The organism is Rhodococcus rhodochrous (assembly GCF_014854695.1).
In the GTDB taxonomy this organism is placed as follows: Bacteria; Actinomycetota; Actinomycetes; order Mycobacteriales; family Mycobacteriaceae; genus Rhodococcus.
Genome location: NZ_CP027557.1, coordinates 1,573,244 through 1,600,198, shown reverse-complemented (window position 1 = coordinate 1,600,198; position 26,955 = coordinate 1,573,244). Strand labels below are relative to the sequence as shown.

23 protein-coding genes are annotated in these 26,955 nt (G+C 69.3%); 8 read left to right on the top strand and 15 right to left on the bottom strand.

Annotation, left to right across the window (positions count from 1 at the left end; all coding sequences use genetic code 11):
- The first annotated feature begins 17 nt into the window (after positions 1 to 17).
- The 4 genes from C6Y44_RS07490 (at position 18) to C6Y44_RS07475 (ending at position 4,960) form a co-directional block, all read left to right on the top strand.
- Entirely contained in the window at positions 18 to 1,274 is a 1,257-nt protein-coding gene (locus tag C6Y44_RS07490) for an MFS transporter (RefSeq protein WP_225623745.1), read from the top strand.
- A 76-nt stretch (positions 1,275 to 1,350) separates the two neighbouring features.
- A complete protein-coding gene (locus tag C6Y44_RS07485) occupies positions 1,351 to 2,547 on the top strand; it encodes an FAD-dependent monooxygenase (protein WP_120281932.1) in 1,197 nt (398 codons plus the stop codon).
- 148 nt (positions 2,548 to 2,695) lie between these two features.
- Complete coding sequence (locus tag C6Y44_RS07480; protein WP_159418844.1) at positions 2,696 to 3,853, top strand: helix-turn-helix transcriptional regulator; 1,158 nt, start codon at positions 2,696 to 2,698, stop codon at positions 3,851 to 3,853.
- 3 nt (positions 3,854 to 3,856) lie between these two features.
- On the top strand, positions 3,857 to 4,960 hold the full coding sequence (locus C6Y44_RS07475; RefSeq protein WP_159418845.1) for a glycosyltransferase: 1,104 nt from the start codon (positions 3,857 to 3,859) through the stop codon (positions 4,958 to 4,960).
- A gap of 49 nt (positions 4,961 to 5,009) precedes the next feature.
- Here the strand turns inward: C6Y44_RS07475 and C6Y44_RS07470 are convergent, their stop codons facing one another.
- Together C6Y44_RS07470 and C6Y44_RS07465 are read right to left on the bottom strand one after the other, a co-directional pair.
- On the bottom strand, positions 5,010 to 5,465 hold the full coding sequence (locus C6Y44_RS07470; protein ID WP_159418846.1) for an SRPBCC family protein: 456 nt from the start codon (positions 5,463 to 5,465) through the stop codon (positions 5,010 to 5,012).
- 75 nt (positions 5,466 to 5,540) lie between these two features.
- Positions 5,541 to 6,341 carry a DUF5602 domain-containing protein gene (locus tag C6Y44_RS07465; protein ID WP_159419286.1) on the bottom strand — a complete coding sequence of 267 codons (801 nt, stop codon included), beginning with the start codon at positions 6,339 to 6,341 and terminating at the stop codon, positions 5,541 to 5,543.
- A 227-nt stretch (positions 6,342 to 6,568) separates the two neighbouring features.
- Between C6Y44_RS07465 and lhgO the strand changes: the two genes are divergently transcribed.
- The gene (lhgO, locus tag C6Y44_RS07460) at positions 6,569 to 7,765 is read left to right on the top strand and encodes an L-2-hydroxyglutarate oxidase (protein ID WP_159419287.1); all 1,197 of its coding nucleotides are present in this window, start codon (positions 6,569 to 6,571) and stop codon (positions 7,763 to 7,765) included.
- 87 nt (positions 7,766 to 7,852) lie between these two features.
- Entirely contained in the window at positions 7,853 to 8,512 is a 660-nt protein-coding gene (locus C6Y44_RS07455) for an SDR family oxidoreductase (protein WP_106200354.1), read from the top strand.
- Between the two features lie 70 nt (positions 8,513 to 8,582).
- Here the strand turns inward: C6Y44_RS07455 and C6Y44_RS07450 are convergent, their stop codons facing one another.
- From C6Y44_RS07450 to C6Y44_RS07415, 8 genes are all read right to left on the bottom strand, one after another.
- Positions 8,583 to 10,481 carry an FAD-dependent monooxygenase gene (locus tag C6Y44_RS07450; protein WP_159418847.1) on the bottom strand — a complete coding sequence of 633 codons (1,899 nt, stop codon included), beginning with the start codon at positions 10,479 to 10,481 and terminating at the stop codon, positions 8,583 to 8,585.
- 2 nt (positions 10,482 to 10,483) lie between these two features.
- Entirely contained in the window at positions 10,484 to 11,821 is a 1,338-nt protein-coding gene (locus C6Y44_RS07445; RefSeq protein WP_159418848.1) for an MFS transporter, read from the bottom strand.
- A gap of 154 nt (positions 11,822 to 11,975) precedes the next feature.
- On the bottom strand, positions 11,976 to 12,908 hold the full coding sequence (locus C6Y44_RS07440; RefSeq protein ID WP_159418849.1) for a LysR family transcriptional regulator: 933 nt from the start codon (positions 12,906 to 12,908) through the stop codon (positions 11,976 to 11,978).
- Between the two features lie 49 nt (positions 12,909 to 12,957).
- Positions 12,958 to 14,310: a permease prefix domain 1-containing protein gene (locus C6Y44_RS07435; RefSeq protein WP_159418850.1), complete on the bottom strand. Its 1,353-nt coding sequence runs from the start codon at positions 14,308 to 14,310 to the stop codon at positions 12,958 to 12,960.
- Positions 14,310 to 14,672, bottom strand: a complete 363-nt coding sequence (locus tag C6Y44_RS07430) for a PadR family transcriptional regulator (protein ID WP_159418851.1) — start codon at positions 14,670 to 14,672, stop codon at positions 14,310 to 14,312. The genes C6Y44_RS07435 and C6Y44_RS07430 overlap by 1 nt, the downstream gene beginning before the upstream one ends.
- A gap of 95 nt (positions 14,673 to 14,767) precedes the next feature.
- Positions 14,768 to 15,718: a hypothetical protein gene (locus tag C6Y44_RS07425; protein WP_192378734.1), complete on the bottom strand. Its 951-nt coding sequence runs from the start codon at positions 15,716 to 15,718 to the stop codon at positions 14,768 to 14,770.
- A gap of 77 nt (positions 15,719 to 15,795) precedes the next feature.
- A complete protein-coding gene (locus tag C6Y44_RS07420) occupies positions 15,796 to 17,871 on the bottom strand; it encodes a hypothetical protein (protein ID WP_159418853.1) in 2,076 nt (691 codons plus the stop codon).
- A gap of 144 nt (positions 17,872 to 18,015) precedes the next feature.
- The gene (locus tag C6Y44_RS07415; RefSeq protein ID WP_059382923.1) at positions 18,016 to 18,213 is read right to left on the bottom strand and encodes a hypothetical protein; all 198 of its coding nucleotides are present in this window, start codon (positions 18,211 to 18,213) and stop codon (positions 18,016 to 18,018) included.
- 210 nt (positions 18,214 to 18,423) lie between these two features.
- Between C6Y44_RS07415 and C6Y44_RS07410 the strand changes: the two genes are divergently transcribed.
- Complete coding sequence (locus C6Y44_RS07410) at positions 18,424 to 19,329, top strand: beta/alpha barrel domain-containing protein (protein ID WP_159418854.1); 906 nt, start codon at positions 18,424 to 18,426, stop codon at positions 19,327 to 19,329.
- The gene (locus C6Y44_RS07405) at positions 19,326 to 20,285 is read left to right on the top strand and encodes a glycerate kinase family protein (RefSeq protein ID WP_159418855.1); all 960 of its coding nucleotides are present in this window, start codon (positions 19,326 to 19,328) and stop codon (positions 20,283 to 20,285) included. Before C6Y44_RS07410 ends, C6Y44_RS07405 begins: the two co-directional genes overlap by 4 nt.
- Positions 20,286 to 20,309: 24 nt before the next feature.
- Here C6Y44_RS07405 and C6Y44_RS07400 read toward each other — a convergent pair whose 3' ends face one another.
- From C6Y44_RS07400 to C6Y44_RS07380, 5 genes are all read right to left on the bottom strand, one after another.
- Positions 20,310 to 21,311 (bottom strand): hypothetical protein, encoded by a 1,002-nt coding sequence (locus C6Y44_RS07400; protein WP_159418856.1) that lies wholly within the window; start codon positions 21,309 to 21,311, stop codon positions 20,310 to 20,312.
- Positions 21,312 to 21,394: 83 nt separating this feature from the next.
- Positions 21,395 to 21,889, bottom strand: a complete 495-nt coding sequence (locus tag C6Y44_RS07395; protein ID WP_159418857.1) for an LppA family lipoprotein — start codon at positions 21,887 to 21,889, stop codon at positions 21,395 to 21,397.
- Positions 21,886 to 23,502 carry an alpha/beta hydrolase gene (locus C6Y44_RS07390; RefSeq protein ID WP_225623744.1) on the bottom strand — a complete coding sequence of 539 codons (1,617 nt, stop codon included), beginning with the start codon at positions 23,500 to 23,502 and terminating at the stop codon, positions 21,886 to 21,888. Before C6Y44_RS07390 ends, C6Y44_RS07395 begins: the two co-directional genes overlap by 4 nt.
- Before the next feature lie 134 nt (positions 23,503 to 23,636).
- The gene (locus C6Y44_RS07385) at positions 23,637 to 26,162 is read right to left on the bottom strand and encodes an ABC transporter permease (protein ID WP_159418858.1); all 2,526 of its coding nucleotides are present in this window, start codon (positions 26,160 to 26,162) and stop codon (positions 23,637 to 23,639) included.
- Between the two features lie 11 nt (positions 26,163 to 26,173).
- Complete coding sequence (locus C6Y44_RS07380; protein WP_120281918.1) at positions 26,174 to 26,935, bottom strand: ABC transporter ATP-binding protein; 762 nt, start codon at positions 26,933 to 26,935, stop codon at positions 26,174 to 26,176.
- Between the last annotated feature and the right edge of the window lie 20 nt (positions 26,936 to 26,955).

Here is a 26,955-nt window from a genome sequence, read left to right as displayed (position 1 = left end):
GCGCCCACCGTTGAGGAATGCATCTCCCCAACGAGGCTTCACCGACGCGGGCCGGTGGCAACATCACCCTCCCCCGGGCCCACGTCATCGCGGTGATCGTCTGCTGGCTGTTCGTCGTCTTCGACGGATACGACCTCATCGTCTACGGCAACGTCATATCGAGCCTCCAGGACGAATGGGGCATCAGCGCCTCCACCGCCGGCACACTGGGAAGCCTCGCGTTCGTGGGCATGATGATCGGCGCGGTCCTCGCAGGCCGACTCTCCGACGCGATCGGCCGCAAGAACGCCGTCATCGGGTGCGTCGTCGTCCTCTCCGTCTTCACCGCCCTGTGCGCGGTAGCGCCCGGCCCCGTGATCTTCGGTCTGCTGCGTCTCGTCGCCGGCATCGGACTCGGCGGACTCGTGCCGACCTCGAACGCACTTGCCGCCGAACTGGTGCCGGACAAGTGGCGCGCCGCGGTCGCGACGATGATGATGTCGGGCGTCCCGATCGGCGGCTCGATCGCCGCTCTCGTCGGTATCCCGGTGATCCCCAACTGGGGCTGGCGTCCGATGTTCGCCTTCGCGTTGATCCCCCTGTTCGTCCTCGTTCCGCTGGCGATCAAGGTGCTGCCCGCGCATGCCGTGCCGAAGACCCATCCGGACAACTCCCAGGGTGGTTTCAAGGAACTGCTCGGGTCCCGTTTCCGCACCATCAGCATCATGTTCGCGGCCGTCACCGTCGTGACACTGCTCGCCTGGTACGGCCTCGGGACCTGGCTGCCCAAGCTCATGCAGGGTGAGGGCACCGACCTCGGCAACGCTCTCACGTTCTCGCTGGCCCTGAACCTCGGTGCGGTCGCCGGATCCTTCATCACCGCCTGGGGTGGCGTGCGGTGGGGTTCGGTCCCGACCAGCATCATCGCCGCGCTGATCGCCGGTGTCGCGCTGCTGACCCTGCTGCTCGACCCTCCGGTCGCCGCGGTGTACCTGATCTTCGTGTTCGCCGGTGTGGGCACCCACGGCACGCAGGCCCTGATCATCGCTGCGGTCGCGTCCTACTATCCCGACCACCTGCGCGGTACCGCGCTCGGCTGGGCCCTCGGTGTCGGCCGTATCGGCGCGGTGGCGGCCCCGCAGATCGGTGGCTGGTTGCTTGCCGCCGGCCTCGGCGCCGACTCCAACTTCGTCCTCTTCGGCGTCAGCGCACTGATCTCGTCGCTGCTGCTGACGGTGGTCTGGAAGAAGTTCCCCGCACGTCACGATTCGCTCCGCCCGATCGCCGCGCACTGATCGCACCGCGATCGCCGCGCACTGATCGCACCGCGCCCGACCTTCCCCTCTGCTTCACACGATACGAAGGAGTGTCATGTCCGATCTGAAGGACGCACGAGTTCTCATTGCCGGTGGCGGCATCGGCGGTGTCGCCAATGCCCTCGCCCTCGCGCAGAAGGGTGCTCAGGTCACGTTGTTCGAGCGTGCTCCCGAGTTCGGCGAGGTGGGCGCGGGCCTTCAGATCGGCCCGCACGGTTCGCGCATCCTGCAGTCGCTCGGTGTCTACGACGAAGTCATCGCGAAGGGCGTGCTGCCCAAGAACCTCGTCTTCCGTGATGCCGTGACCGCGGAGATCCTCACGAAGGTCGATCTCGGACACGACTACCAGCAGCACTACGGCGGCGTGTACTTCGTGGTGCACCGTTCGGATCTGCACTCGGTGCTCGTCGAGGCGGCCCGCGAGGCCGGTGCGGATCTGCGGACGAACTCGACGGTGACCGACGTGGTCACCGAGGGCGACACCGTGCGGGTCGTGCTGGAGAACGGTGAGGAGCACGTCGGCGACGTCGCTCTCGGCATGGACGGCCTGCACTCGCACCTGCGCCCCAAGTTGTCCGACGACAAGCCCGTCGGCTCGGGTTACGTCGCCTTCCGCGGCACCTTCCCGATGAACGAGGTTCCGCTCGAGGAGGAGATCGAGGATGTCGTGGGCTACATCGGCCCGCGCTGCCACTTCATCCAGTACCCGCTGCGCCAGGGCGAGATGCTCAACCAGGTGGCGGTCTTCCAGTCCCCCGCCTTCCTCCGCGGTGAGGAAATTTGGGGCAGCCCCGACGAACTCGCGCACGCCTACGACCACTGCCACGAGAGCGTGCAGGCCGCACTGAAGTACCTGTGGACCGACCGCTGGTGGCCGATGTTCGACCGCGACCCCATCGACAACTGGGTCGACGGCCGCATGATCCTGCTCGGCGACGCCGCGCACCCGCCGCTGCAGTACCTCGCCTCCGGGGCCGTGATGGCCCTCGAGGATGCGAAGTGCTTCGCAGACTACGCCGCCGAGGACCTGCAGGGCGACAGCGCGAACTGGCCGAAGATCCTGAGGGACGTCAACGCCGAACGCGCACCGCGCTGCAACCGCATCCTCACCACGGGACGCATGTGGGGCGACCTGTGGCACCTCGACGGTGCCGGCCGCGAGGCCCGCAACGAACTGTTCCGCACCCGCGACACCTCGAGCTACAAGTACACGGACTGGCTCTGGGGCTACAGCTCCGATCGCAACCGCTGAGCACTCACACAGCGCCGCAGAGGAATTCGTCCCGTTCCGGACAATGCCGTCCCCGATCCACCGATCGGGGACGGCATTCGCCGCATATGCGTCGTTCGTCCCGCGCCGAAGGGTGCCGAATCGATTGTGACCAGCACATACTGGGAGCATGACCGCGTCACGGCAGGCGTCGGCGCTCCGCAGCGAGGTTCGGGACATCGCACTCGGAACCGCCGACCCGGTCGAGTTCCGGCACGCCGTCCTCGACACGATCCGGCGGCGCATCCGCTACGACATCGGATGTATCGCTCTCGTCGATCCGGCGAGCATATTGTTCACGTCCGTGACCATGCTCGACGCCGACGCCCCGGCCGGACGTGCCGCGGAGACGGTGGCGCACATCGAGTACGGCACGTCGCGCTTCGCGAACACCTACCGCAAGCTCGCCCGGACGCGCACCGGTGTCCAGACGATCCGCGAGGCGATCGACTGCGACATCCGCGATTCCCTGCCCTACAGCGAGATCCTCGAACCACAGGGGATGGACGACGAGGTGCGCCTCGTCTTCCGAGGCCGTGACGGGCGCGTCTGGGGCGGCGGCACTCTCATGCGCGGCCCCGGCCGACGCTTCGACGCCGACGACGTGGCGGCACTCGCGGGATGCGTGGGCGAGATCAGCGACGGACTGCGGTTGTCGTTGCTCCGCGAATCCCCTCGACTCGCGGCGGACGCATCGCCCGGCGGTTCCGGTCCCGCAGTCGTGGTCGTGGGCGCGGACAACGAGATCGAATCGGCCACTCCCCAGGCGGTGGAGTATCTGGAGCGACTCGGTGCCGAAGGTTCCTTCATGCTCCCTGCGGTGGTCGTCGCCGTCCGCTTCCGCTACGAGGGGGCTGCCGCGCGCGTCGTCCGTGCCCGTACGGAGGACGGTCAGTGGCTCGTCCTGCGGGCCGGGTTGCTCGACGGCCGAGGAGAATCGGCCCGGATCGTCGTCGCGATCGAACCGGCGCAGCCCGGTCAGCTCGTGGCTCTGACCGCTGCCCTTCACGGTCTCACCGAACGGGAGACCGATGTCCTCGCCCGCGTTCTCGCGGGCGAGACACGCACCGAGATCGCACGTGGACTGTTCATCAGTCCGTACACCGCACAGGACCACTTGAAGAGCATCTATGCGAAGACGGGTGTGAACAGTCGCCAGGAACTCGTCGCACGACTGTTCTTCACGCACTGCCTCCCCCGGGTCGGTACGGAGATCGGGCCGGACGGGTGGTTCGTCGAGAAGCCGGCGCCGACGAACGTCCCGGTCGGTGCACATCGGAAGAGGTGAACCGTGGCACGCATCCTGATCGTGACCCTGGAGGGCGGCGGGAACTACCCGCCCGAAGCAGCGCTCGGATGCGAGTTGCACCGCCGCGGACATCACGTTCGGGTTCTCGGTCACGAATCGCAACGGAAGGTCGCGGAGGATGCCGGCTTCGTCTTCTGCGGCTACCGGCACTCGCCGACCTGGACCCCGCACGTAGAACTGAGCACCCCGAAAGTGCTGACCATGGCCTACGCCATGATGACCGACCCCGCCCTCGCGCGGGATGTGGAGGACGAGATCACGAGGGAGCCGACCGATCTGGTGATCGTCGATTGCATGCTGTTCAACGCCCAGGACGCTGCGGCACGCACCGGGGTGCCGCACGTGGTGCTGTTCCATTCCTTCTTCGCCGCGTTCGACGGCGCCTTCCGGCACGGACCGTTCGGGATCGGTTCGCGACTACGCGGTCTGGGTCCGAAGCGACTGTGGGAACAGGCCGACATGCAACTCGTGTGCTCGGACCCAGTACTCGACCCGGCCGCGCGCCGGCGCACGGACGGCTCGCCGACCTGGACCGGTGCGATCCACGACGCGACGGCTGCCGCGGTCGGACGAACACCGCCGCGCGTGCTGGTCAGTCTGAGCACCGCCGGCTTCCCGGGTCAGCGCCGCACCTACCAGAACATCGTCGACGCCGCGGCGGAGATGGACGCGGAGTTCGTCGTCACGACCGGGCCGGCGATCGACCCCGCCGGGTTGCGCGTACCACCCAATGCGACCGTCCACCGATACGTTCCGCACCACGAACTGATGCCGACCTGCTCGGCGGTCGTCGGGCACGGCGGGCACGCGACCGCTTTCCGGGCTCTCGCACACGGACTTCCGATACTGATCATGCCCATGTCGGCGGTCACGGATCAGGCGATCATCGGCCGCGAGGTCGCGAAGGCGGGTGCGGGCATCCGTCTCCGGAAGACCGCTTCGCCCGAGCAGATACGCGCAGCTCTGGAGAGTCTGCTGACCGACGACGGTTATCGCACGGCGGCAGCAGAACTCGGCGCCCGTCTCCGAACCGTCGACGGTGCGTCGGCTGCGGCCGACCGGGTGCTGACGCTCGTCGACCACTGACGGACACACGAAGGACCGGCACCCTGTGAGTGCCGGTCGATCCTTCGCATCACCCTTCGACCGCATCTCCCTCCTCCAGAAGCTGTTTCGCGTGTTCGAGGTTGTTCCGCACATCACGCGCGTACAGCTTCTCCACGACCGGCTGGGTGAACTTGCCGAAGAAGCTCCCGACGTCCTCGGTGTCCTGGTGGAAGGTGACGCGGGTTCCCGTCTCCACCGGCTCGAAGCGATAGACGGTCTCGTACCGGATTGGGCTCTTCACACTGCGGCGGTGCTGGGCTCTGCCGGGCTCGACGCGGGCCAGTTCCTCGGTGAGTTCGATTCGCCGCCCGGCAACCTTGACGGTGGCACGCGCGAGCGATCCCTCCTTGCCGCCCTCGCCCGAGACCAGCTCGTAGTCCATCACGTTCGTCATGTACACCGGGGCGTTCTCCGGGTCGGCGAAGAAAGCGAAGACTTCGTCGACCGGCTTGTCGATGACGACGGATTCCTCGGTTGCGGGCATGACTTTCCTCCGTTCGGATCGGTGTCGCAGTAAACTTTTCCCGATGCCCTGCAACAGTTTTCGTAGATTTCCCGGTCAGGACGCCTGCCGCGGAACCATCCCACCGAGTGCGATGTCGTATTCCTGCGCCTGCTCGTCGAATCCGACGCTGTAGACGGTGGGATACCAGGCCGAGTGCTGATAGGCGGCCGGCAACTTGATCTGTTCGCGGATCGTCGGACGGGTCAGCAGCCACTCCCGCGTGATCATCGGTTCCATGAAGGTGTAGTCGCCGTCCCACGAGCCGTTGACGAACGTCTCGGTGAAGTCGTAGACACCGGGAACCATTCCCTCCGTGATGTCGAGCCAGTGCACACCCATGAACGGCACCGCGAGTTGCGACGCGAGCATCCCCGGCGGAGTCACGTAGTCGCCGGGCATGTACTTCGGGTCCGGGAGTCGTTCGGCGCGAGCGGCGTAATCCGGTGCGGCCGGGTCGATTGCCTCGATCGCCGCCATGTCGGTCATGTAGAAGTGCACGTCGAAATGGGGTTTCCCGAACAGCACGGTCGGGTCGTGCCCACGCGGATTCCAGTTCAGCATGACGTGGTCGAACACAGTGTCGGATGCCTGAACGGGCAGGTGCAGCATGTACATCCCGTCGGCATCGGGCAGTCCGTCGAGGGCCGCCGGCGAGAATCGGATACCGACGGCGGTCGGGGCGCCGTCCGCATCCACGGTCGCATACGCACGCGCAGTTCCGTCACCGACGCTCACGGCCTGACCGAAATGCAGGTGGGCAGGTGTGGGCACTGCCGATGCCACACCACCGACCGCCACGGCAATACAAGAGGCGAGGAGCACTGCGATGGAACGAGATGATCGATGTTTCTTCATGGTGATATCCGATCGACGAGGGTTCTCGGTGAACCTCTCCATTCCGTGGATCCAGTCTCGACCGGTGTTCGTGACCCCGGCCATCCCTCACTCGGGGGATTTCGCCGACCGTCTCGGAACAACCCTGTCGTCCCGGAACGACCCTGTCCTCACAGGGTCGCGACATATACTCGCCGGACTGCGGACGGACGTCACGATCCGCGGAGAACAGGGAGCGGCCCTTGAGTATTCGCAGCCTTCGCGTCGCGGTGGTCGGTGGGGGCATCATCGGTGCCGCGACCGCCCGGCAACTCGCCCTCACGGACGCCGACGTCACGCTGTTCGAGAAGGAAGACCGGCTCGCCGCTCACCAGACGGGGCACAACAGTGGCGTCGTCCACGCCGGCCTCTACTACACGCCCGGAAGTCTCAAAGCCCGGTTGTGCAGGCGCGGGGTGGAGTTGTTGCAGACGTTCACCACGGACAAGGGCCTGCCCTACGACGAGTGCGGCAAGGTCGTCGTCGCCCTCGACCAGTCGGAACTCGGCCGCCTCGACGCGATCTTCTCGCGGGCCACGGCGAACGGGGTCCCCGGCATCAGGCGTCTCGGCGCCGACGAGATTACCGCGATCGAGCCGCACGCCGTCGGGATCGCAGCCCTTCATTCCCCGCACACGGCGATCATCGACTTCGTCGCCGTCACACGCGCGCTCGCGGACGACGTCGTCGCCGCGGGCGGCACGGTGCGGACCGGTACCGCCGTGACGGCGATCCGTGAGGCGGGCGAGCAGGTCGTCGTCGACATCCCGGGCGACCAACTTGCCTTCGACCTGGTGATCACGTGCGCGGGACTGCAGTCCGACCGCCTCGCCCACACCTCGGGCGACACCCGCGACCCGCGGATCGTCCCGTTCCTCGGCGACTATCTGCTGCTCGAACCCGACGCGGCGGCAAAGGTGCGCGGATTGATCTATCCGGTGCCCGACCCCCGCTATCCGTTCCTCGGGGTGCATCTCACCCGGCGGATCGACGGTGAGGTGATGGTGGGACCCAACGCCTTCCTCTCCCCCGGCCGCGAGGCCTATCGCGGCGGGCGCGGATCGTGGCGGGATCTGCGCGATGCCGTCGCCTGGCCCGGTTTCTGGCGGTTCGCCGCGAACAACCTGCCCGCAGCGGGTCGGGAACTGCGCACGGCGACCAGTACTCGGCGGTTCGTCGCCGATGCGGCCGCGTACATGCCCGGACTGACCGTCGACGACGTGCGGCCGGGTCCGCGTGGCATCCGCGCTCAGGCGATGAACTCCGACGGAGGCCTCGAGGACGACTTCGTCGTGACCGGGCACGGACGGGTCGTGCACCTGCGCAATGCCCCGTCGCCCGGCGCCACCTCGTCGATGGCGATCGCGGAGTATCTCGTCGACCGTGCATTCGAACGCATCGCCTGATCGGGCATCCGGCAGCGGACGTCACGGTTCGCGGTGACCGGTTCCGGGCATGCTGCACGGGAACCACTTCATCGTCAGGAGGTCTCCATGGCACGAATCGCACTCTTCGGAGGACACGGCAAGGTCGCGTTGCATCTCGAGCGGCTGCTGGCCGATGCCGGTCACGAGACCAGTGCGTTCATCCGCAATCCCGATCACGCCGACGATGTACGCGCTGCCGGTGGCACGCCCGTCGTCGCCGACGTCGAGAAGATGGACATCGCCGAGATCACCGAGCTGCTGCGCGGCCACGACGCGGTGGTCTGGTCCGCAGGCGCAGGCGGAGGGAATCCCGAACGCACCTATGCGGTGGACCGCGACGCGGCGATCGCCTCGATGACCGCCGCGCAGGAGGCCGGGGTCCGCCGGTACGTGATGGTGTCGTACTTCGGGGCCCGCCCCGACCACGGTGTCCCCGAGGACAACAGTTTCTACGCCTATGCCGAGGCCAAGTCGGCTGCGGACGCCCATCTGCGGGGTACCGACCTCGACTGGACGATCCTCGGTCCGAGCGCGCTGACCCTCGACCCGCCCACCGGCCGCATCGAGATCGAGGGGCACGGGGCGAGCGACAAGGGACAGGTCTCGCGCGCCGACGTCGCGGCCGTCGCCGCAGCCGTGCTCGAGCGACCGGAGACGGTGGGACGCACGATCGAGTTCAACAACGGCGACGTTCCGATCGACGAGGCACTCGACGCGCTGCGGTAATCCCTTACACAGCAGTCCGCCCCCGGTTGCAGGGGGCAACCGGGGACGGACACTCGAGCGATGTCATCGCTCAGACCTGCGGGGCGAGTTCCTCCACGCGCAGCGGCGAGGTGTCCGCGGCGGCCGCGATGGCCTCCTCGAACTGCCGGCGGTCGACCTGCGAGCCGAGCACCAGCGCGAGTCGCGCCAGGAAGCCCTCGCGGTCGTCCTCGGCGGCCTGATCCAGGGCGGTCGACAGGCCGAGCCAGACGTTCTCACGCCGCTGATCGTCCTCGGTGACCTGCTCGGCAGGGCGGGCCGGGAGTTCCGCGCCGGCCGGAGCGGCACCGGAGCGCAGGGCCGCCGCGACACCGTCCAGGTCGGCGACCGGCACACGGCACAGCAGCAGACCGTCGGGGCGGATCACGAAGGCCTCGCCGGCCGTCGCGCCGAGCGCCTCGACGAGATCGGGCGCATCGAGGAGTGTCACACCGTCCACCTCTGCGCTGTCGACGGCCAGGGCCGCGACACTCTCGGGTGCGAGCGCCTGCGCCAGGCCGGCTGCGGCGTTCGCGAGGGCGGCCGAGCCCGCCGCATCGAGACCGACTCCGAGCACGGCGAATCCGGTTCCGCGGGCGTCGTTCAGCGACGTCTCGCGATCGGCGATGCGGATCCGGCGGTCCTCGACGGGATCACCCGGGAGCACACCTTCGGTGCCGGGGGTGACAGACCAGGTCAGCGGAGACAGGCGTGCGTGCGTGGCGCTGGACTGGCGCGGGTTGATCAGGTGCCCGAACTCGGGACGGCCCACGGCGAGCGCGAGGATCGCGTCGCGCGTGGTGCGGTAGCCGTGGCTGCCGGGGCTCATGATGAGCGTGGACTTGCCGGCGTTGGCGACGTTCTGCTCCCACGCGTTGTGGCGTTCGAACGAGTACGCCTTCAGCAGGGCGGGCTCGGCGTTGCCGTTCACGACCGCGGCGAGCTGCCACGCGAGGGTCTCGGCGTCCTCCATGCCCGAGTTGAGTCCGCGCACACCGAAGATCGGCACCAGATGGGCCGCGTCTCCGGCGAAGAGGAGACGGTCGTGGGTGAACTCGTCGAGGGCGAGTGCGCGGGCACTGTAGAAGCCCTTCCACTCGAGGGTCCACGGCAGGTCGTTCTGCAGCCAGTCGAGGTGCTTGGTGATGCGGGCGCGGATCGCCTCCTCCTGCGTCTCGATCTCGGCGTCCTCGGACGGGTCGAGCTGGTAGTCGATGCGCCAGATGTTGCCGGGCTGCTTGTGCATGATGATCGTCGAGCCGGGGTTGCTCGGCGGGTCGAACCAGACCATGCGCTCCGCGGGGAGATCGGACTCCCAGTGGATGTCGGCGATGACGTAGCGACCCTCGTAGCTGGTGCCCTGCAGGCGCAGGCCTGCGAGTTCGCGCATGCGGCTGCGGCCACCGTCGGCGGCGACGACCCAGCGTGCGCGCAGGTGGCGCTTGCCGGCGGCGGTGTCGACCTCGAGGGTGACCTCGTCCTCGCCGCGCAGGATCCCGGCGATCGGCGCCTGCCAGTGCAGGGTGATGAGGGGGTTCTGCTCGATGGTGTCGACCATGATCTGTTCGAACTCCGACTGGGAGACGTTGATCATGGGCGGACGGACGTCGAAGTCACGCTGCGGCATCTGGAAGTGCAGGACCTGCTGGTCGCGGTAGAAGCTGCGACCGCCGACCCACGGCAGCACGATCTTCTCGAGCTCCTCGCCGAAGCCGAGGCGCGCGGCGGCTTCGAGGCTGTGGCGGGAGATGCAGATGGCGCGCGAGCCGAAGGACACCTGATCGGCGGCCTCGAGGATGGTGACGGGCACACCGCGCTGGGCGAGTCCGAGGGCGACGGCCATGCCCACCGGTCCGGCACCGACCACGACGACGGGCAGCGTCTCGTCGGCGGGAGTCATCGACTCGAACTCCGACGCGGGGTACTTCGGCGGCTGGTAGTAGGTCGACATGGTCAGACACCTTCCTCGGGAGAACGGCGGGAGTCGGTGATGTTCGCGTATCCGGCGGACGGCACGCGCAGCAGCAGGATGCTCATGAGGCTGATCAGCGCGATCAGCACGAAGTAGCCGGTGATGGACATCGAGGTGCCCGTCGCGGCGAACAGGGAGGTCGCCACCATCGGTGCGAGACCGCCGCCGAGGATCGCGCCGATCTGGTAGCCGAGCGACGCACCGCTGTAACGGATCTTGGCGGGGAACAGTTCGGCGAACAGTGCCGACTGCGGACCGGCACAGCAGCCGAGGGTGAAGCCGAGGCCGACCATGGCGAGGAGCATGACCGGCAGGAGCGCCGTGTCCATCAGGGGGAAGAACAGGGCGGCCGCGACGACCAGGCCGGCCGAGGACCGGATGTAGACGGTGCGGCGTCCGACGAGATCCGAGCGCCAGGCCGCGAAGGCCATACCGGCCATCCAGAACGGGCACGAAGCGATCAGCAGCGCGAGCATCGTGGTCTTGCTGAACCCGAGCGTGGCCTCGCCGTACTTGAGGACGTAGACCATGTAGGCGTAGGCGATGCCGTTGGTGGCGATGAAGGTGCCGCCGGCGAGCAGCACGGTCTTCCAGTGCTGGGTGAGCACCTCGAGGATCGGCAGCTTCTCTTCGGTCGCGGGGGCGTCCTTGGCGGCCTTGAACTCCGCGCTCTCCTCGAGACCCAGGCGGATCCACATGGCGACGAAGACGAGCACCGCCGAGGCGATGAACGGGATGCGCCAACCCCACGCGTTGAACGTCTCCTCGCTGAGGAAGGCGGTCAGCGGCAGGTAGACCAGGTTCGCGAGCAATACACCGGCCGGCACACCGATCTGCGGTGCCGCGCCGTAGAGGCCGCGCTTGCCGGCGGGAGCGTTCTCGGTGGCGACGAGCACCGCTCCGCCCCACTCACCGCCGACGCCGAGCCCCTGGATGAACCGCAGGGCGACGAGCAGGATGGGGGCCGCGACGCCGATGGCCGCGTAGTTCGGGAGCACGCCGATCGCCACGGTCGCGAAGCCCATCAGCAGCAGCGAGACGACGAGCATCGACTTGCGGCCGATGCGGTCGCCGAAGTGGCCCATCACGACGCCACCGATGGGGCGGGCGATGAAGCCGACGGCGAGCGTGGCGAAGGCAGCCAGAGTTCCCGCGACCTCGGACGAGCCGGGGAAGAACTGCGGGCCGAGCACGAGCGCCGCAGCGGTGCCGTAGATGAAGAAGTCGTACCACTCGATGGCGGTACCGACGAAGCTGCCGAGCGCGGCTTTGCGTGCGGCTCTTGCCGACGTCTGCGGCGTCGAGTCAAGGACGGTCATGTTCAGTGCCCTCTCCGGCGGTCGATCCGAGGCATCCGATTAACGAGCGTTCGGACGCAGTGGGACCAATCATGAGAGCGGTCACATCGTTTGCAAAGCGCACAAAGTCGGTGAATATCCCCGGAAATTCCGTGGATGGGGCCGTTCGGCCACGTCAGAGTGCCTGAGAGGTCCTCGCGACGTCGACGACGAAGTCCGTGAAAGTTTGGGCAACACGGCTCGGAAGGGCGTCCTTGCGCCACGCGAGCACGACGCGCACGGGTTCCGGAGTCGGGTCGACGACGGGCAGCAGAACGAGTTTCCGGCCCTCGTAGGTGACGTCGACGGCGGGTCGCTGGACCAGCAGGGTCCACCCCAGCCCGCGCCCCACGAACGACCGCGCCGTCTCGAAGGTCTGCGTCCGATACGCGATGGACGGGGTGAAGCCGGCCTCCGCGCACACCCGCAGGGCGTGCCCCGAACTCGGCGGGGCGTCGAGGAGCACCATCGACTCGTCGGCGAGGTCGCGCAGGCGCACCTGCGAGCCTCCGGCGAGCGGATGATCGGCCGAGACGAGCACCATCGGCTCACGCACGTCGAGGGTGACCGTCTCGAGTCCCGGTTCGAGATCGAGGTCGTAGAGGAAGGCCACGTCGAGCTCGTGCGAGTCGAGCAGCATCCGCAGACGGTTCTGGGTGTCCTCACGGAAGTCGACGTCGGCGCGCGGGTGGGAGCGGGTGAACTCGGCGATGAGGGCGGGCAACAGCGTCGGCGCGAGAGAGAGATAACACCCCACCGCCACCGGACCGACGACGTCCCCCGCCTCCGACCGCGCGTCGCTCTCGAGTTCGCTCGCGTGGTGCAGCAGCATCTTCGCCCGCTCGAGCACCGCGTGACCGGTCGGTGTGAGCTTGACACCCCGGGCGCGTTGCCGGACGAGGAGCTTGACCGCGAGGGCCTTCTCCAGGTCGGTGATCGCGGACGAGAGCGCCGAGTGGGACATGTGCATCGCGTCGGCGGCCGCGGTGATGGTGCCCCACTCGGCGACGGCGACGAACGCCGCGAGTTGCCTCATCGTGTACGTGGGCACCGCGTCCGTCCTGGCCATGGTCCTACCGTAGTCCCGGGCCTCCGACCGTCGTCCCGGGCGGAAGCGCTCACACGAACCGGAAGAGCGGCGGGATCGCGACGACCGCCAGTGCCGCCCACCCGCAGTAGACGGGCAGGTACCGCATCTGCCACCGCTCGACCGCCGCGAAACCGGTGCGGCCCCGCAGGAACGAGGCGCCGAGCCACGCCGCCCACACCAGGTTCACCAGGAGGACGAGGTTCAGACCGAGGGCGGTGACCTTGTTGGCGGTGAAGCCGAACTCGGCGATGCGGGTGGCCATCGCGGTGAGCATCAGCAGGTCGACGGCGAGCGCCGCGGCGATCAGCACGACCTGCAGCAGATCGAAGACGTCCGGTGCGGCGTGCGGGTCGCGGGCGGAGATCGAGTAGAGCAGGAGTCCGAGGACGAGCACGAGGATCAGGTCCATGAGGATCAGCAGGCCGCGGTCGACGTCGACGACACTGTGGGACGCGATCACCGCGACGAACAGCGCGACCAGCATGAGGATCGTGACGGGCGTGAAGACCCGGGTGAGAACGGGAGCGATGTTCTCCACGACCTGCTGTTTCGCCTCGACGAGCCAGGCCGCGACGACGATCGCTCCGGCCGGCCCGAACGGGACGATCCACTGTTCGAAGAACGGTTCGATATCGATCCCCAGGGCGCTGAAGGCACCTGCGGTCAGTCCCATGAGTACGCCGCCGCCGAGCGCGAGCAGCGCCAGGTACACGGCGAACTCCCCGGTGAAACGCACGAAGTCCATGCGACGGCGATGGGATCGCCACTGCCCTGCGACATAGGCCGCACCGACGACGAACCACAAGGCGACCGGGGCGTGGATCGCCGCGATGATCTCGGTGGCGCCGCCCGGTTCGAACGGGAAGACGTTGAGCACGATCGCCGCGAGGACGAACGGAACAGCAAGGAGCGCACTGCTCTTCGGTCTCATCTGACGCTTCCACGCGAAATACAGCGTGAGGAAGGGCAGCACGAGCACGGCGGCGTTGCGCACCAGCGCGGTTTCGGAGAGCCACTCGAATCCGGCTCGGACGGCCAGACCTGCACCCAGCGCGCAAGCGAGCACGACCGCGAGTTCCCTACGGCGACGCGGGGTTCCGGATTCCTCACCGCGACCGCCACCGGTGAGGACGAGTTGCTTCCACAGCCGGTCGGAGTGCTCCTGGGCGAACTCGCGGGAGACCTCGTCGAGACCACCCATTCGGCCGACCGCGACGAGGAATGCCTCGTCGGCCGTCAGTCCGACCGACACGAGGTCCGAGATCTGTTCCCGGAGATGATCTTCCATCTCGTCGATGTCCGAGGACGAGATGACCCGATGATCGGCGACGTAGCTGCGCCAGCCGGCGATCCGGTCCTCGAGATGCGCGTCGAGTGTCATCACGACCACCCCGGTGCGACCGCGGGAGGCAACTGGGCCGACTGCCACACCTGGTGCAGCGCCTCGGCGACGACCGTCCACTGCGCCGCCCGTTCGGCGAGGACCTCCCTGCCCACGTCGGTGATGGCGTAGTGCTTGCGGCGCCGCCCGTTGTCGGCGACACGCCAGGCGGCGGACACGTGCCCGGCCCGCTCGAGACGGTGCAGGAGGGGATAGAGCATCCCGTCGGTCCACTGCATCCGGCCCTGCGACAGCTCGTTGACGCGCTTGATGATCGCGTACCCGTACGACTCACCCTCGGCGAGGATGCCGAGCACGAGCGGGGTGGCGGACGCGGCCACCAGATCCTTCTCGATGAACATGTCGTCCTCATACCTAGAAGTTCTATGGATAACGGTGACCCTAGCAGATCTAGGTATGAGGACCGAGAGATCTCCGCGAAGCGGTCCGGTGGCGTCTACTGCCGGTCGTCGGCTCCGGCGGTTGCGGAATCGTCGGAGCCGGAGTCGGTCGATCCGGAATCCGCAGATCCCGAAGCGGCAGATCCCGAAGCCTCGGAGCGACTCCACGTCTCCGTCACCCGCGCGCGGCCGCGTTCGAACACGTCGCCGAGGACTCCCCCGACCGCCTTGAGCGGGCTGCTCATCGAGTCCAGGGCCTCGGCGATCACCGGGTCCTCAGCGTCGAGCCAGCCCGCCTCGTCGGCGCGGCACGCCCACCGGAAGTCGTCGAAGTCCTGACGCAGACCCGCGAGCACCTTCGTCGTCCGTCCCGACGACAGGCGTCGGACGACCTCGATCGGGGTGCCCTCCGCGAAGCGGGCGAGCGCGGCACGGGCGCGGCGCAGCAGTTCGGCGTCCTGCGTGAAATGGTCGGCCAGGACCTGCCGCGCGGAGGCCAGCGCGTCGCGCAGTTCCTCGTCGGGCGTGCGCGCCAGGTGCACGCGATGCCACAGGAACAGGCAGTCCTCGACGATCACGAGCAACTGCAGCGTCTCCCCCAGTGCCTCCTCCACCGCGACCTTCTGCAGCAGTTCGACGTGCTCACCCACCGCCGCGTCGAGTCCGAGATCGTCGAGCGACGACGAGACGTGCCCGCGCAGACGCGTCACCGTCCGGGCGAGGACCTCCCCGAGGCCGGCGATCGCCTGCCAGTCCCGGTCGGGCAGACCGCCCGTGTGGTCGACGATCGATGCCGCCCTGGTCAGAGCATTGTGGGTCGCGACGATGTCGCCGGCCGGCTCCGCCCCGGCCAGGTCGAGCACGCGGTCGACGGTTCCGGGCGCCGCGTCGTCGCCTTCGAGACGCACGACGGCGGCCTCCACCGACGCGACTGCTCCCCGCAACGCCTCGAGGACCGCGTCGGGGGCGGTGGGGACTGCGGCGGTGGGTTTCGACGTGTCGGCCATTCCCCAATCGTGCTACGTCGGAGGGCCGGATGCATCACGTCCTCCGGGTCGGTTCGGGACGCGGACCCACTTCCCGCTCAGTTCGGGACGCGTACCCAAGCCTGTTCGAGCAGTGCCACTACTTCCGTCTCCCTGCGGGCTCGGTAGGCCGACAGGATCCGGCGCGGGCGCGACTCCCCGTCGAGGCCGAGAGCGGCCGCCAGGGCCGACGCGATCCGTTCCTCGGGGACGGTCTCCGGTTCGGTGTGGCCGATGAGCGAGAGCGCCTTGCGCAGAGGTTCAGCGTTGTCGGCGACGGTGCGCAGTGGCAGGACGTCGAACCGGCCGTCGGTGCGGACCTCGAGCAGCAGCTCGTTGTCCTCCTCCACCCCGATGTCCTCGAGGAACCGGCGGATCGAGGACAGACGCGGCACCGATCCCGTCCAGCGCAGGGTCTGGCCGCCCAGCCGCGACGGGAGCACCACGTGCCCACCCGGTGCGCACCCGGCGATCGCGGCGACGGCGGACGGAACCGTGAACTCGGCTCCCCGCAGGTGGTCGCGGGTCGCGGGGATCCGCAGTCGCCAGGCCTCGCCCAGCCGGTAGAGGCGGCGCGTGCGCTCGGGCACGGCGATCGGGACGTGCGAGCGGTGGCGACGCCGGACACGGCCCTCGACGACCTCGAAATCTCCTCCGGCCGTGAATGTCCTGGCGGAATCCTCGGAGATGCCGAACCGGTCGACGAGCGCGGAGACCACCATGTCGCGATCGGCACTTCCGCCGCGGGAATCGACCAGCCGTGCGATGCGGGTGCGGATGGCGGTGACCACGTCGACGTCCCACTCGGCCAGCGCCCAACGTTCACCGTCGGACGTGAAGCGCTCGTCGTCGGCGAGTTCGGAGACGAGGGTGTGGACGTCGGCGTTGACCCCCATGCGCGCGACGAGCGTGTCGGCGGTCAGCGGGTCGCCGAGAACCTCGAGGACCTGAGCGGCGCGACCGGCGAGCCCGTCCGGCGGGGACAGCAGACGGCCTTCGAAGGTCGTCGTGCCGCAGTACCGGGTCCACGCCTCGAACTCGTCGTCGGGAAGCGACCACACGGCCTTCACGGCGGCGGGCTCGACCACACCGTTCGGCGATTCGAACTCCGAGAGCAGTCCGCGCGTCTGCTTCTCGGCGTCGGGCAGATCCGGTACCGCGACCCACCCGTCCGCGACCTCGAAACGGTCGTCGAGGCGGTGCAGCACCCGCCACAGGGGCACGTCGAAACCAGGGACGGTCCGGCCCAGCACCGGGTGGGTGCGCACCATCCGGTCGAAGGCCGCCACCGGCCGCACGTCGACGCGCAGCGCCGCGAGCAGGTCGCCGACCGCCGTGCCGAACGGGAAGGTGGACGGCGCGGCCGGGTCGTCGACGTCGTCGTGGACGCGGCGCCGCAGGGCCGTGCGTTCCGCGTCGGGCAAGCCCTTCAGGTAGTCGATGAGTTCGGCGATCGGGTCGGCCGGCGCCGCAACCGGCAGGTCGCGGGCGGTGAGTGCCCGCAGCCGGGCCGCGGCGTCCTGGATCTCCTCCGGCGCCCCGTCGTCGATCACGGCCTGCAGGAGAGGCGCATCGTCGCGGCCGCACACGCGACTCCACCGCGCCAGCGCCGCCAGGTCGTCGAGGAGCAGGGCCGCGGCAGGCACCCGCGCGGTACGCGGATCGGCTTCGAGGGTGGCCGGTTCGCGGAGCACCGTCGCGACGAGCGCGGCGCAGACGATCTCCTCCACCGCGTCGCGGTCGGCGCCGCGGATCCCGAGCAGATCGGCCGGACTGCGGCTGAACAACTCGGCGGTGGTGGGTGCGTGTGGAAGGCGCGCGACGAGGGTCGCGGCTGCAGGACCGAGATCGAGTGCGGCCACGGGCACTTCGTCCTCACGCAGCAGACCGTCCGCGAAGCGCAGCTCCGGGTGGTCGGTGACGTAGATGTGGGCGAGTTCGGCGCACAGCTCGGGGATCTCGGTGTGCTCGCAGGTCTCGGCGGGCGACTCGTTCTCCCACCAGCGGGACGACGACACGAGCGTCCCGAGAGCGGCGGTGCGGGCCGATCCGTAGCGGTCGATCCACGGCATCAGATCCACCCAGCGACGACTGTCGAGTTCGTCCGACGACAAGGCACGAGACCACAGCGACACTGACCGTTGCTCCTCTTCCACGCCCGGCGGAGGCCGCGGGCCCCCTCTCCGGCGTCGACGCCGCGCTCGTGCAGCGCGTCCACGCGAGGCGCCCTCGACCCGGACGCCGGTTCTCACCCTACAGTCCGAACACCCTGTTTCCCGTCAGGTGAGGGCGATGTCGGAGTCGGAGTCGTCACGCGCCTCCGGGCGCAGCCGCAGCAGGACGAGTCCCGTCACCGACGCGACGATGAGCGAGGCCACCAGCCCGTTCACGTGCAGCGCCCACACGGCGATCACCGCTCCGGCCAGTCCCCCCAGCAGAGCGATCCAGAGCAGTACTTTTCCCAGGACCGAAGCCATTTCCCCGCACCTTCCGGCAAGTCACGATCAGAACGGTGAGGATAGTGTCATCTGTCACAGTCCTCGCGAAAGTCCATCGGTGTGTCGACGGATCGTGCCCGCACGGTGACCGGGGCATACTGGTGCGGTTCGAGACGGTGGGGTCGGCAGGAACACGACGGGGAGGCGGAAACTGTGGCGGGACCGACGAGTGACCGAGCGCGCACGGACGTGATCCTGCGGGACGTGACGCTGCGCGACGGACTGCAACTGACCGGCAAGCTGCTCCCGACCGAACGCAAGGTGGAGATCGTCCGGGCGCTGCTCGCCGCGGGCGTGCCCGAACTCGAGATCGGGTCCCTGGCCCGCGCCGACCTCGTGCCGCCGATGGCGAACACCCTCGACCTCGTGGCGGCGCTGACCGAGGAGGAACTCGACCGCTGCTGGATCTGGGTCGCCACACCGCGCCACGTCGAGAAGGCGATCGCGGCCGGTGCCCGCCGGTTCCAGTACTGCTTCTCGGTCTCCGACGCCCACAACCGCGCCAACATCGGCCGCGACACCGAGGACAGCATCGCCGCGATGCCGGCGGCGATCGAACGCGCCCACGCCGTCGGCGGCAGCATCCAGTTGTGCCTGGCCACTTCGTTCACGTGCCCGTTCGACGGGCCGGTCGACCCCGACCGCGTCGTGGAGATCGCGTGCGACCCGCGCACCGACGGAGCCGCCGACATCGTCGTCGCCGACACCCTGGGCCAGGCCGTGCCCGGCCAGGTGTCGTCGCTGGTCGCGCGGCTGGCCGCCGAATCCCCCGACCGACGGATCGTCTACCACGGTCACGACACGTGGGGCCTCGGTGTCGCCAACAGCCTCGCCGCGATCGACGCCGGAGCGACCGTCGTCGACGGCGCGCTCGCCGGCCTGGGCGGCTGCCCGTTCGCACCGGGTGCGAGTGGCAACACCGCGAGCGAGGACCTGCTCTTCGCGACCCGTCCGTCGTGGCTGGACCCGGAGGTCTTCGGCTCTCTGGTCCGCCTCGGTGAGGACATCGTCGCCGAACTGGACGAACCGAACCGGTCGCGTGCCCGGCAGGGCGCCCGCTCCGAGGCCGAGGCCTTCGACTGGGTGCTCCGGTGACCCGCATCCTGATCGCCCCCGACAGCTTCAAGGGCACCTACACCGCCGTCGAGGTCGCCGACGCGATCGCCTCCGGTGTGGAGAGCGCCGGGCACACCGCGATCCGGATGCCCGTCGCGGACGGCGGTGAGGGCACACTCGACGCACTCGCCGGGCCGCTCGGTCTCGCCCGGATCGAGGTCGAGGCCGTGAATCCGTGGCGAGCACCGTGCCGCGGGCTGCTGGGGATGTCGTCGGACGGCACGGCGGTCGTCGAACTGGCGACCGCGAGTGGCATCACCACCCCGCACGACGGTCCGCGCGACGCGGTCATCGCCGATACCTACGGCACCGGGATGGTCATGGCCGAAGCGGTCCGGCGCGGAGCACGGCACATCGTCGTCGCGGCCGGTGGATCGGCGACGACCGACGGTGGTGCGGGTGCGATCGCCGCGATCGACGAGCGGGGTGGGCTCGGCGAGGCCCGCGTGACCGTGCTGTCCGACGTGACGACCCGTTATACCGATGCGGCACGGATCTTCGGGCCGCAGAAGGGCGCCGACGCGGCGGCCGTCGCGCTGCTCACGCGCCGCCTCGAGGAGACCGCGCTGACACTCCCTCGCGACCCGCGGGAGGTCGACGGCTCGGGTGCGGCCGGTGGTTTCTCCGGTGGGATGTGGTCGCGGTTCGGTGCCGAACTGCGGTCGGGAGCCGACTTCGTGCTCGACGCAGTGGGCTTCGACGACGCCGTGCGCACCGCCGATCTCGTGGTGGTCGGCGAGGGACGGCTCGACGGCCAGTCGCGGGCAGGCAAGATCGTCTCAGTGCTCCTCGCGCGCTGCGGCGACGTTCCGGTGGTCGCGGTGGTCGGTTCGGTCGGCGACGATCTCGGCGACTACCGCGAGCGGTTCGCCGAGGTCGTTGTCGCGTCCGATGCGGAGGCGCTGACGCGCGCCGGCCGGGCACTACGAGTCTGAGCGGCGCGCCCGATCACCGGCCGGTCACGGAGCGGTGGGAGGTGCGCTGCCGCAGGGTATCTCGGTAGGAGTCTCGGGCGTCGGCACCGGGTCGACGGGATCGGACGCGTGGGCCGGCCACGATGCCGGTCGCGCCTCGGAGCACGGATCGGCGACGGGTGCGCGGTCGGGAGACGGCACCGGCGACGGCGGCGGTGCCACGGCGGTCTGCAACCCCGGCGCGGAGCGTTCCGCCTGCACGCCACTGCTCACCGCGACGGCCAGTCCCCCACCCAGCAGGGCGACGAGCGCGACGAGCGTGGCCAGCAGGACGGTGCCGCGACGGCGGTTCGTGGGCGCGGCGACGACCGCCGGGGTACGGCGGGCGGATGCGACGAGCGCGGCACCGGTCGCGCGATGCCAGGGCACCCCGTGCGGAGTCACGAAGGGAACACCGAGGACGGTGGCGAGTTCTCGTGCCGGACGGGCGTCGCCGGGACGCAGATCGAGGAACACCACGGCGTCGGGCGAGGTTCCGGCGCGGGCGACCGCTTCGTCCATCGCCTCGGGCAGGGACTGTGTGTAGGGGCCGAACTCGTCGCCGTCGGGGCTGACCGTGGACAGCACCGTGCGTGAAGGGACGTCGACCATCGATGCCGATTCGACGCCGTAGGTGCGGGTGTGCAAGGCCAGGACCGGCAGTTCCGCGAGTTCGGGTGCTCCGGCGAGGAAGGCCAGTCGCGCTTCGTCGAGCAGGACCGAGTCGACGTCGATACCGAGCACGGCTCGCACCGCCTCGGTGACCGGTTCGGCGTCCTCGTCGTTCTCGGGACCGGTCACCACCGCGGCCGCGGACAGGGTCAGCGACGCCGCGGCGGCACGTTCCGCCATGGCAGAGGCGGCAGCGGCGGCGGCCTCGGCCGGTGTGTCCCCGGGTGCGCCGAAGCCTCGCTGGGAGTCGAACGGACCGAGACTCGGAACGTCGGCATCGACGAGGACCGCGCACACTTCACCGTCGTCGACGGAGATGCCGAGCATCGGGCGCATCTGTTCGTCCCTCCACGGCTGCCAGCACGAATCACGACGGCCCGAGCGGCCGTCGCTCGGACGAGCCTAACCGACATCCGGGCCTACTCCCGGTAACAACCGACGGTGAGTCCGACGGTCGCGGCGACGTAACTGCCGAAGGTGATGTACGAGCCGTCGGCCGCGAACATCCGGACGGCGAAACCGGTGTCCGGAGGCAGCACATGGCGACCGTGGAAGCCCGCCCGCGCGGCGGTGTCCTCGAAGACCCTGGCCGCGCGGTCGAGTTCGTCGACCGGCACCGGTCGGCCGGAGCCGTGGATCGGAAGGTGCACCGTGAGCCCCGAGGTGCCGTCGGGCAGCGTGCATCCCGCCGTGGTGCTCGCGTACTTCGGTTCGAAGCGCACGCCGGGGAACTCGGCGGACAGTGCGGTGAGGACGTCGCGCTGCACGGCGGTGTAGAACTCGACCGCGCCCGCGCTGGTCGTGGCGACCGGTTCGGGCATCGCGACCGGGGTCACCGTGGTGGTGCATGCGGCGAGCAGTACTGCCGGCAGGACGACGCTCGCCCCGAGCCGGGAACTCCACGCAGAGGTCACGGCATACTCCGTTCTGCGGTGCCTGCGACGACACCGGCGATGTGGTGGGAACTCGACGTTCCGGGGGTGAGATACGAGCTGTGGCCGGTGATGCCCGCGAGCGGAGCTCCGGCGGCGGTGGTGCCGGGACCGGCGGGAAGATGCGTCAGGCCGTCGAGGAAGCTCGGGTCGCCGCCGAAGGTTCCGACGTCGGCGACGATGTCGCATTCGGCTTCGACGAGATAGGCGGAGCCGGGTGGGATCCGCAGGTCGGTCACGTCGCCGGTCCCGATCCCCGGAGCCCCGACGAACACCGCGGCATCGACCGCACCGGTCTCCCTCAGTGCCAGACCGGAGACGACGGCCCCGTAGGAATGCCCGACCGTGGTGATACGCGGGTCGTCGGGGCGCGAGGCCGCGATGCCGTCGAGGAAGTCGACCAGGCGAGGTGCGGCGATCCGGGCGGCGAGGTCGGAGACCGGACTGCGCTCGGTGAACGCGAGACCCCATCCCCAGTGGGGCGCCTGGTAGTTCAGCCAGGTGACCGCCGCGACGGAGGGATCGCCGCCGGTGTGGTCGGTGAGGTGGAGGCGAGCGGAGTCGCCGGTGAGGTGGAGCCGAGCAGAATCGCGCAGCGCCGCGACCTGCGTGTCGTAGCCCTGCAGATTGCCCTGCACGGTCGAGCCGGCACCGGGGACGAAGACGGCCAGGTGGTCGGCGGTGTCGACGTCCCCGACGGCCACGGCTGCCATCGCTTCGCGCCCGGACAGGTCGAGGGCGAGCAATTGCCGGTCGCCGTGGGCGAGGGTCGCGTCGATCGCGTCGAGGGCTTCGATCTTCCGTACTGTCTGTTCGAGGCCCGCATCGGCGTCGGTGAACAGTCCGGTGACGCCGAGACGGTCGATCACGGTGCCACCGAGGAACATCGCGTCGAGTTCGGCCCGCAACTGCGTCGCCACGGATTCGAGGCGGCGGCGTTCGTCGTCGAGCAGGGCACGATTGGCGAGATCGCGAGCCGCGGCGGGCAGTCCGTCGAGAGCGCCGATCCGTTCGGGATGTTCGGCGACGAGCGCGGTGCGTGCCGTGTCGTCGAGACCGTTCCACCACTGCGCGACCTGCACGGGTTCGGCGGCCGGATCCGGCAGGGCCGGCAGCGTCGTCGATCCGGACCGCGGAATCGCGGTGTGGAGGCGATCCTGTTCGCCGAGAATCGTTGCCGGCAGCTCGGATTCGGCACTCAGGCGAGCGGCGGCCTCACGGTCGAGCCCCTCGGCACGGACGAGCAACGATCGCAGCGACGCGGCGAGCAGTTCGTCGGCGTCGAGCGGGAAACCCCGTGCAGCGGCCCTGACCTGCAGCTCGCCCAGTTCGGCGTGCAGTGCCCGCAGTCGCGGCACGACGAACCGCGCACACGCGGACACCTGCCGATACGCCTCGGCCTGCGCCGCGAGATCCCGCCCGTACGAGGAGAATACGGACCTCGCTTCCTCGTGAGCCGCACCGCTCCAGGCGTCGCCGAAGGATGCCGACCGCACCACGTCGCCGGCCACGGCGTCCACCGCGTCGGCACACGCAGCGAGTTCGGTCGCCATGCTCTCGAGCGCATCCGGATCCCACCCCGCCAGATCGTCCACCCGCACACCACCACCCCCTGCCGCGGAAGCATAAGGGGCACCGACGACGACCGGCCCGCGGATCGCTCCGCGGGCCGGTTGCTGTGGACAACTCCACTGCCTGTGGACAACTCGTATCCACAGGCACTTTCTGCCTACATGTCGCTGATCGCTTCGAGCGGCGGCGTCTTCGCCGCACGCTGGCCGGGCCACAGCGCCGCGAGGACACCGATGATGCCGGACGCGACGAGCATGCCGACGACCTGCGACCACGGCACCGAGATGATGTCGAGTCCCTGATCGGCGAGGGTGCGCACGAACGCCCAGCCGAACGCGAGACCGAGCACGACACCCACGACCGCACCGAAGACCGCGATGAGCAGCGACTCCAGGTAGATCGTGCGACGCACCTGGGCGCGTTGCATACCGACGGCGCGGAGCATGCCGATCTCCCGTCGCCGTTCCACCACCGACAGCGCCAGGGTGTTGACGATGCCCAGGATGGCGATGACCACGGCGAGGGCGAGCAGGCCGTAGAGGATCGCGAGGAGCATGTCGATCTGCTGCGCCTGCTGCCCCTTGAACTGCTCTCGGTCGAGGACCTGCACGATCACGTAGTCCTTGACGGCCTCCTCGATCGACGCGCGCACGGTCTCCGGATCGGCACCGTCGACGGTGTTCATGAGGACGACGAGCGCCGACCGGTTGTTCGGCGGCGTGAACTGCTCGAACAGCTCCTGCGAGACGACCCACGGACCGATCAGCTGGTTGTCGGTGAAGATGCCGGCGACCGTGGTGTCGACGGTGTCGCCGTCGCGGCTGGTGAGCGGAACGGTGGAGCCCACCTCCCAGCCTCGGTCGTCCGCCGAGGTCTGCGAGACGAGGATCTCGTTCCCGGTCACCTCGAAGGCACCCGCGACCATGTCCAGATCGAGGACGTCCTGGAGGGGTCCGCCTGCTCCGGTGCCGAACTCGAAGTCCTCGTCGATCTTGGCCTGCACGCCGTAGGCGGGCACGACCTCCTCGATGCCGTCCACCCCGCGGACCGCTTCGGCGGCGGGGGTCGGGACACCGAACATCTGCGGCCCGGTGAGCATGAAGTCCGCCTCGACACCGTTGTCGACGAGCGCGTCGACACTGGCCTTCGCCGACGACCCGAACACCCCGATGACGGAGACGAGCATCAGACCCAGAGTGAGGGCGAAGGCGGTCGCGGCGGTGCGACGCGGATTGCGGGTCGCGTTGGTGCGCGCGAGCCGGCCGATCGCTCCGAAGGGCCGGGCGAAGACGGCACCGAGTGCGTTCACGACGGGCCGGGACAACGCCGGCGCCGCGAACAGCACCGACAGGATCAGCAGGAAGGCGCCGATACCGACGGTCGCGGCCGCGCCGCCACCGACCTGCTGTGCGCCCACCACGACGAGCGCCGCACCGACGATCGCGCAGAGCACACCGATGATCGTGCGGAGGCGCAGCGACTCGACGGTCGCCGTGGATTCCTCGCGCATCGCGGCGACGGGCGGAACGTGGGTCGCGCGTCGCGCCGGGGCGTAGGCGCTGACCATCGTCACGACCACGCCGACGAGCAGCGCGACGATCACGGTACGCGGGGACAACTGCAGCGGGCCCGACGGCAGTCCGAGATCCGCGGCGTTCAGTGCCGCGCGCAGACCGTAGGCGAGCGCGACGCCCGCGGCGATACCGATGATGCTGCCGATCAGGCCGACGACGAAGGCCTCGAGGGTGACCGACCGGCCGACCTGCTTGCGGCTCGCACCGATCGCGCGGAGCAGGGCGAGTTCGCGCAGTCGCTGGGCGACGATCATCGAGAAGGTGTTGTAGATGATGAACGTGCCGACGAGCAGTGCGATCGCGCCGAACGCGAGCAGGAAGTAGTTGAGGAAGTTCAGGGCCTCGGCGACCTGCGACTTGGTCTCCTCGGTGACCTCGGCTCCGGTCTGCACCTTCAGGTCGGGCAGCGCCGCCGCGATCTCGTCGCGCAGTTGCTCGGGCGAGAGCGAACCGTCGCCCGCGACGTCGAGGAAGCCGACGTGCCGGCCGTCGGTGAACAGCTGCGAGGCCTGTTCCTCGGTGAACAACGCACCGATGTAGCCGCCGGTGTCGGTCTCGAGTTCGTAGATGCCGCTGACGGTCACCGGCACCATGCCCTGCGAGACGGTGAGCACGGTCGTGGTGTCGCCGATCGAGAGATCACCGCGTTCGGCCGCGCTCTCGTTGAGCGCGATCTGCCCGCTCTCCGCCGGCGGTCCACCGGCCACGAAGGTCTCCGGTTCGCCGACGAGACGGTCGGGCGGGATGTAGGCGTAGCCCTCGGCGGGTGCGCCTCCGGTCTGGATCGCGGCGCCCTCGGAGTCGAGGACGATGATGCCGCCACCGATCGACGGGGACGTGCGCTCGACGCCGGGGAGGGCGGCGACCTGGTCCACTGCCTCGATCGGGACACCGCTGGTGCCGTACTGCTCGGTGCTGACGCGGACGTCGACGCCCTGGGCGACGTCGCCGAAGATGCCGTCGAAGGTGCGCTGCAGGGTGTCGGTGAAGACGAACGAACCGGTGATGAAGGCCGTGCCGAGCACCACGGAGAGCACGGTCAGGGCGAGCCGCACCTTGTGTGCGGCGAGGTTGCGCAGGGCAACCCTGCGGATGGGATTCCCACTCATCGCGGTGTCTCCTATTCCGCCACGGGAGCCGCGGAGGCGGGATCGAACTGCTTCATCCGGTCGAGCACTCGTTCGGCCGTCGGTCCGCGCATCTCGTCGACGATGCGTCCGTCGGCGAGGAACACCACGCGGTCGGCGTAACCGGCGGCGCGCGGGTCGTGGGTGACGATCACGACGGTCTGGTCGAACTCGTCGACGGCCGCCCGCAGGATGGACAGCACCTCACCGGACGAGCGGGAGTCGAGGTTGCCGGTCGGCTCGTCGCCGAAGATGATCTCGGGCCGGCCCGCGAGGGCACGCGCGCACGCGACGCGCTGCTGCTGGCCACCGGACAGTTCGCCGGGGCGGTGCCCGAGACGGTCGGTGAGTCCGAGACGGGTGACGACGGTGTCGAGCCATTCCTGATCGACCTTGCGGCCCGCGATGTCCACCGGGAGGGTGATGTTCTCGAGCGCGGTGAGGGTGGGGACGAGGTTGAACGCCTGGAAGACGAAGCCGATGCGGTCGCGCCGCAGCTGGGTCATCCCCTTGTCGGACAGGGTCGTCAGATCGGTGTCGCCGATGAAGACCGCTCCGGAGGTCGCGCTGTCGAGACCTGCGAGGCAGTGCATGAGAGTCGACTTGCCCGATCCGGAGGGACCCATGATCGCGGTGAACTCACCGGCGGCGAAATCCGCGGTCACACCGTCGAGGGCGTGTACCGCGGTTTCTCCGGTGCCGTAGATCTTCTTCAGGTCCTGGGCGCGGGCTGCTGGGGCCGAGTGCAGTGGCATGCACCCATCTTCCCGGTGCC